4 protein-coding genes and 3 pseudogenes are annotated in these 5,637 nt (G+C 50.4%); 2 read left to right on the top strand and 5 right to left on the bottom strand.

The genetic code is table 11. The features are described 5' to 3' along the window. Positions 1-227 precede the first annotated feature (227 nt). Positions 228-500, top strand: a pseudogene (locus BFF42_RS10255) (FAD-NAD(P)-binding protein); the annotation flags it as partial. Between the two features lie 11 nt (positions 501-511). Here BFF42_RS10255 and ydhT read toward each other — a convergent pair. The 5 genes and pseudogenes from ydhT to BFF42_RS10230 all read right to left on the bottom strand — a co-directional run. Beyond that, positions 512-1,324 (bottom strand): protein YdhT, encoded by an 813-nt coding sequence (gene ydhT, locus BFF42_RS10250; RefSeq protein WP_000587600.1) that lies wholly within the window; start codon positions 1,322-1,324, stop codon positions 512-514. Positions 1,325-1,327: 3 nt separating this feature from the next. Further along, a complete protein-coding gene (gene phsC / locus BFF42_RS10245; RefSeq protein ID WP_001069986.1) occupies positions 1,328-2,113 on the bottom strand; it encodes a thiosulfate reductase cytochrome B subunit in 786 nt (261 codons plus the stop codon). After that, positions 2,110-2,778: a 4Fe-4S dicluster domain-containing protein gene (locus BFF42_RS10240; RefSeq protein ID WP_048815031.1), complete on the bottom strand. Its 669-nt coding sequence runs from the start codon at positions 2,776-2,778 to the stop codon at positions 2,110-2,112. The genes phsC and BFF42_RS10240 overlap by 4 nt, the downstream gene beginning before the upstream one ends. Positions 2,779-2,841: 63 nt before the next feature. Next, entirely contained in the window at positions 2,842-3,480 is a 639-nt protein-coding gene (locus BFF42_RS10235; RefSeq protein ID WP_001549248.1) for a YdhW family putative oxidoreductase system protein, read from the bottom strand. Positions 3,481-3,492: 12 nt separating this feature from the next. Further along, positions 3,493-5,250 (bottom strand): annotated as a pseudogene (locus tag BFF42_RS10230) (aldehyde ferredoxin oxidoreductase); the annotation flags it as partial. A 57-nt stretch (positions 5,251-5,307) separates the two neighbouring features. Between BFF42_RS10230 and BFF42_RS10225 the strand changes: the two are divergent. Beyond that, positions 5,308-5,637 (top strand): annotated as a pseudogene (locus tag BFF42_RS10225) (IS1-like element IS1A family transposase); the annotation flags it as partial.

Here is a 5,637-nt window from a genome sequence, read left to right as displayed (position 1 = left end):
TTAATGCCATTTTCAAGAGCAAGTTTTGAGATGGATATCCCGGGTTCACAGGAGGCAGCAACGAGCTGCTGTTTAAATTCGGGAGGATAATTAGGGCAGCCTTTTCGCCTGCCGGGATTCACATTTTTCTGCATATCTGACACTTTGGTTCCCACTACTTATTTGGTGGACACCACTTTGTCTAATTCGTCAGATTCTGACCAGACGGTTCAGGCTGTACGCTTACACAGCGTCCGCTTAAAGTGAAAGATATTCCTTTCCCTGGGCTACGCGAGCAATTACAGAAAACAGGGGATGAAATCCCTGATGTTGGCGAAGATTATACGTTACAGCAACCCGAAGATATTCGTGGACGCGTAGCGTTCGGCGCGTTGCCCTGGTTGATGCACGACCAGCCTTTCGTTCAGGGACTTACGGCATGTGCAGAAATTGGTGAGGCGATGGCTCGGGCGGTCGTAAAACCTGCATCCCGTGCACGTCGGCGTCTTTCGTTTGATTAAAGGTAAAGCTATCAGCACTCAACAAACTGATGCTGTTCATTAAGACGATAGCGGACTCCGGTTCGAATATTGTTTTCACCTTCAATGGCGACGGCGAAGCGAACTCTTTCGCCGTCATGATATGCCAGTGCGGCGCTTCCCCCTGGCCCGAGAATAATTGAGTCGACCACGCCCGTGCTCACTACCGTTGAATTTTCACCGCTGGCAATGATGTGTACATTGTCGCCGCTGTTGGCAATTCTGGCGTTTGCGCCAAAGCTGGCGATTTGCACCAGGTCACCATTACTGGCGACATGACACCGTTCACCCAATGTACAAACGCGTACTCGCATTCCGGTATTCGCAATCCGACTACTATCTCCAGCGCTGCTTATCCGCGAAGAATTACCGGTTACAGCAACCCGTGCGCGTTCACCGGAGCTGCCAATGTGACTGTTAAAGCCGACACTTCCAATCCGCACGCTATAACCCATACTGGCAATTTGCGCGGCATACCCAGCGATTGCGATTCGGGCGTTATCCTCACAACAGCCGATGCGAGCATGATCGTCGCTGCGGGCAAACTGACTGCAAAATGGTATCTCTCCGGGGTCTGTGGCCAGTTTTTGCATAGAGGAAACTTCCTGATGCGCGAAGTTTTCATCCGCCAGCCATTTTTTCCACGCATACTCAACCAGACTCTCCGCCCAGTCCGTATATCCTTCCTCAATCAGTGCATGATGAATATCGGCATAACTACCGCCGCGTCGGAAATGGCGCAGGAACCAGCGATACATCACCGCTCCGATACGCCATTCTCGCAGGTCTGCTCGTGTAATGATCATTCGTTAGTGCCGGTGATAGCCATCGACCATGCTTTTAAAGGTTTCGTGTGGCGTACGCCCCGTGGTGCAAAGATAAAGATGTCCGAAGATAAAAAAGAGGCTTATAAATGCCAGAGCAAAATGCGCCTGCAATAACCAGTATCTTACGCCAGGAAACACATCTCCCACGGCTTGCGGATAGAGACACAACAGCCCCGTCAATAGTAACAACGGCAGCAATCCATACATGACACCAACATAGGCGACCTGCTGTAAGGGATTAAATTTAGACTGTGTTGTTGCCGGGAAAGGATGTTCTTCCCCCTGCATAATGCCAAACAAATAAAATCGCGTTTGTTTTGCCGCTCGTTCCAGCCACCCCTGACGACGAATGCGATAGTGGTGACCATTATCCCCAACGGCATTGATCAGCACAAAGCCGAGCCAGCATGCCAGTAACAAAAATCCGCAAACTTCATGCACCGCAACCAGACTTTTAACCGCAGTTGCGCCCACCATCGCAAAGTGATTTATCAGCCCACTTGCCAGCAACAATACAAAGAGTAACGCATTCGACCAGTGCCATAATCTGACCGCTTTGCTGTAAAGATAAACCTTCTCACCATGATCGGTGGCTGATTTCTTCACGCCACGAGCACGAAGCAAGGCGTGCAGCCCCAGCACCAACCACATCCCAACCAGCAATACTCCGGCAATGATCAACCACACCGGCCAAAATTCGGGAGTGAACTGTGGCACATAGTTCGCTAACTGGCTCTGAAACTGTTCAGCATGTTGCGACGGGTTCATACATTTTCCTTTTTAATCAAATGTTGACCGAACCGGCGATACAGATGCGGTTTCCCGGCACCAGGTAGCTGATATTGATAGTATTTATTATCCTGCAACCACGCCTGAATTTCTGGGCTATCTTCGCGACCAAAGATCAATGCGTGTTCCGGACAGGCGCTGACGCAAATGGGCGGAAAGCCTTTTGCCAGTCGGGACTCAGCGCAGAAATCACATTTATCTGCCACTTTAGTGACAGGGTTAAGGTAGCGAACCTGGTACGGACAAGCGCCAATGCAATAACTGCAGCCGATGCACTGCGATTTTTCTACCCGCACGAGCCCCTGCTCATCACGCCACGATGCCCCCGTCGGGCAAACGTCGATGCACGGAGCATCTTCGCAGTGCTGACATGACTGGCGAAAAAAGTGATACTGCGTTTCGTTGTCGTTATCGGTGACTGGAATGTGTGCTATCGATAAACGGCTTCCCTGAGCGGGGACGTGGTTAGTTTTACGGCATGCGCGGGCGCAAATATTACAGCCATTGCACCGTGACTCGTCATGAATCATGGCATACCGAACTTCCTTTTCTTGCCTCGTGTTCGCTAACAGAGAAGACGCAGAACCAGTAAAAAAGATTACTGTTCCCATCCCCAGAACAAATTTGCGTCGAGTGAAGGACATCTGATTATCCCCTAATGCAGTGGCTGCAACTGTCCACCCTATCCATGACATCTCCCTGAAATTTCAGGGGTTCTGAAACTGCTCTACCTCGAACCATTCGCATAAGCCATAAGCCTTGCCATAGGTCATAAATCGCTCACTAAACAAGTACAACTCCGCCGTCGATGACTCCACCTGCCGTATATCGGCATATTCAGGTGCAACATCCATCGCGGCGATCGCGGCTTCAATCTGCGCTTCCTGGAAGTAATATGGCGCTTGCATCAGCATGGCGACTTTGTAAGGACGAGGATATGTCTGGCACTCAAAACGAACGGCGTGTGCAATGGCGCGACAAATGTCCTGCTCCACAACTTGCAAAGACATCGCCGCGTAGTTTTCACTCATGGCCTGCGTTGAGTAATAGTAATCATCCTGGCTTCCCGTCATACAAGCGATATCAGCGTAGTCTCCGTTCTGCTTAATGCTTTCCAGCAAAACTGACAGCTCCTCTTCTGCAACCGAATAGGGTGGCGAGAGAAACACGGCGCGCGCCACCAGCTGCCCAGCCGCAGAATGCTGGCGAATGAACTCTGCCAGGATTTCAGCCGGTTCTGGTTCGGTTACCGTATCAACGGGGTGACGCATCCCCTGTAACCATTGCCGCTTCGCCTCGTCAACTTCGCTGACTTTCGCTAACGGCAATTCATCCCGATGGTTCATCTCACCCATTCCTTACACAGGCAGTAGATTGTGTGCTGCCAGATCGGCGGCAATATCTTCCAGCCCCAGACGCTGCAATGTTTCGCGGGTGGGACTACCAAGCTGTGGGTCCCAGCCCATTTCTTTGTAGAACATCGTGAGCGAAGCATGCATATCGTCACGATCCATTTTGTCAGTACCTTCAGTAAAGACCGGGATCTGCGGATCCTTGTCGAATACCCAGGAACAGATAAGATCGTGTTCATTACGCATATCTTTGGTTTGCATAAGTTTTACCGTGTAGGCACGATGCAACGTAAAGATACGCTCTGCAGCTAAATCTAATTTTTCCTGAGTCATCTCTTCGCCGGTGATCGCTTTGAAGAATTTGGCTTCAAGCGCCAGATCGCCCCGGTAATTACGGCTTTTCAGCGGCGAAACGGTCATTGGCCAGACCCAGTTACACAGGGTGACGGCGTTATGCAAACAGACCCGCAACAGCGACCACTTAGCATATTTAATTTTTGCGTCATTGATTGGCGTGTAGTTTTTGGTTTCATCGTAGGCATCTTCAGAACCAAAAAGCTCTTTCGCCACTTCACGTTGCAGTTTCAATGGCAAGCCGGAACCAATAAAGTTGATATGGGTATGTGTCATGCAGTCACGGTTGAACATACAGTTAACAATGGAACCGACCTGCGCTGACGCTTCATTGGCATGGTGAACCGGATAGCCAAACGGCGACCAGAGTTTATTTTTCGCGTAGCCCCAGTACTCTTCACCCAAATTCCAGCGTTCTGCGATGGCATATGAACCATCAGCCAGGTGACTCAGCTCACCCACACGATGCGCCAGACGGTAGTAAAAATCTTTAATGAAATTAACGTCACCCGCTTCCAGTTGATCCCAGTGAATTTCCGCATACTCTTCAGCAGGCAGAACACGCTTGAACACCCCTTTGCTGTAACAATAAGTAAAGTCGCGATGCAACTGCCCGTAGTTACACCATAGGCCGTAGTCATCGAACAAATTCAGACCAACCAAGTTACCAATCACACGGCCATCGTCTTTATCTTCAAAATCTTTCGGACCGTTCGGAAAGATGGTGGTATGGACAAAGTTGGCTACACAAGTGTTACCACCTGTGCTGGGCACGCCAAACTCTTTCACCCGAGGAATATTCATTTGGGTCATACAACGGATCGGGCAAGAGTGGCAGCCACTCATTTTTACTGTGTATTTCTCTGCCGCCGGACCTAAGTCAAAAACGGATTTATAGGTACGAAAGCCGACCGTGTTCTGATTGCCTGGCGGAATTTCCCCCGTTTCAATCGGACCACCTTCAGCCGCGCCCCAAAACAGCCCTTTACGTGCTGTCCAACGTGACTTGGGATCTGAATACTCTGCCCACGATTGCGGCGTACTTGGCACGACATGGTTGTTATTCGCACCAATAAGTTCAGTCATCATGTAATCGTTGAGACGCTTCATCTCCTGACGATCGGCAATGTTGACCCCTTTCGTCCCTTCAACCGCAATCGCTTTCAGGTTTTTCGAACCCATAATTGCGCCAGTTCCCGCACCGCCGCTGTGGTTACGGCTATTCAACATGCCAGAGAGAGGAACAAGGTTTTCCCCAGCCTGACCAATAGCCGCCACACAGGTTTCCGGACTGGTCAATCGACAAATTTCTTCCGTCGTTGCGCGCGTCCCTTTTCCCCATAAGAAATCGGCTTTTTCCAGGCTAACTTTGTCATCTTTAATCTTCAGCCATACCGGTGATTTCGCCTTCCGGTGATGCTGCCAACTTACTGATTTAGTGTATGATGGTGTTTTTGAGGTGCTCCAGTGGCTTCTGTTTCTATCAGCTGTCCCTCCTGTTCAGCTACTGACGGGGTGGTGCGTAACGGCAAAAGCACTGCCGGACATCAGCGCTATCTCTGCTCTCACTGCCGTAAAACATGGCAACTGCAGTTCACTTACACCGCTTCTCAACCCGGTACGCACCAGAAAATTATTGATATGGCCATGAATGGCGTTGGATGCCGGGCAACTGCACGCATTATGGGCGTTAGCCTCAACACGATTTTACGTCACTTAAAAAACTCAGGCCGCAGTCGGTAACCTCGCGCATACAGCCGGGCAGTGACGTCATCGTCTGCGCGGAAATGGACGAAC

It is taken from the genome of Shigella sp. FC1661, assembly GCF_001712525.1.
GTDB classification, from domain to species: Bacteria; Pseudomonadota; Gammaproteobacteria; order Enterobacterales; family Enterobacteriaceae; genus Escherichia; species Escherichia coli.
The sequence above is the reverse complement of the archived record's forward strand: the minus strand, read 5'-3'. Positions and strand labels throughout refer to the sequence as shown.

Bases quoted from the DNA above. Each gene is read 5' to 3' on its own strand.
- ydhT (WP_000587600.1), bottom strand. From the start codon at position 1,324: ATGATCATTACACGAGCAGACCTGCGAGAATGGCGTATCGGAGCGGTG.
- phsC (WP_001069986.1), bottom strand. From the start codon at position 2,113: ATGAACCCGTCGCAACATGCTGAACAGTTTCAGAGCCAGTTAGCGAAC.
- BFF42_RS10240 (WP_048815031.1), bottom strand. From the start codon at position 2,778: ATGTCCTTCACTCGACGCAAATTTGTTCTGGGGATGGGAACAGTAATC.
- BFF42_RS10235 (WP_001549248.1), bottom strand. From the start codon at position 3,480: ATGAACCATCGGGATGAATTGCCGTTAGCGAAAGTCAGCGAAGTTGAC.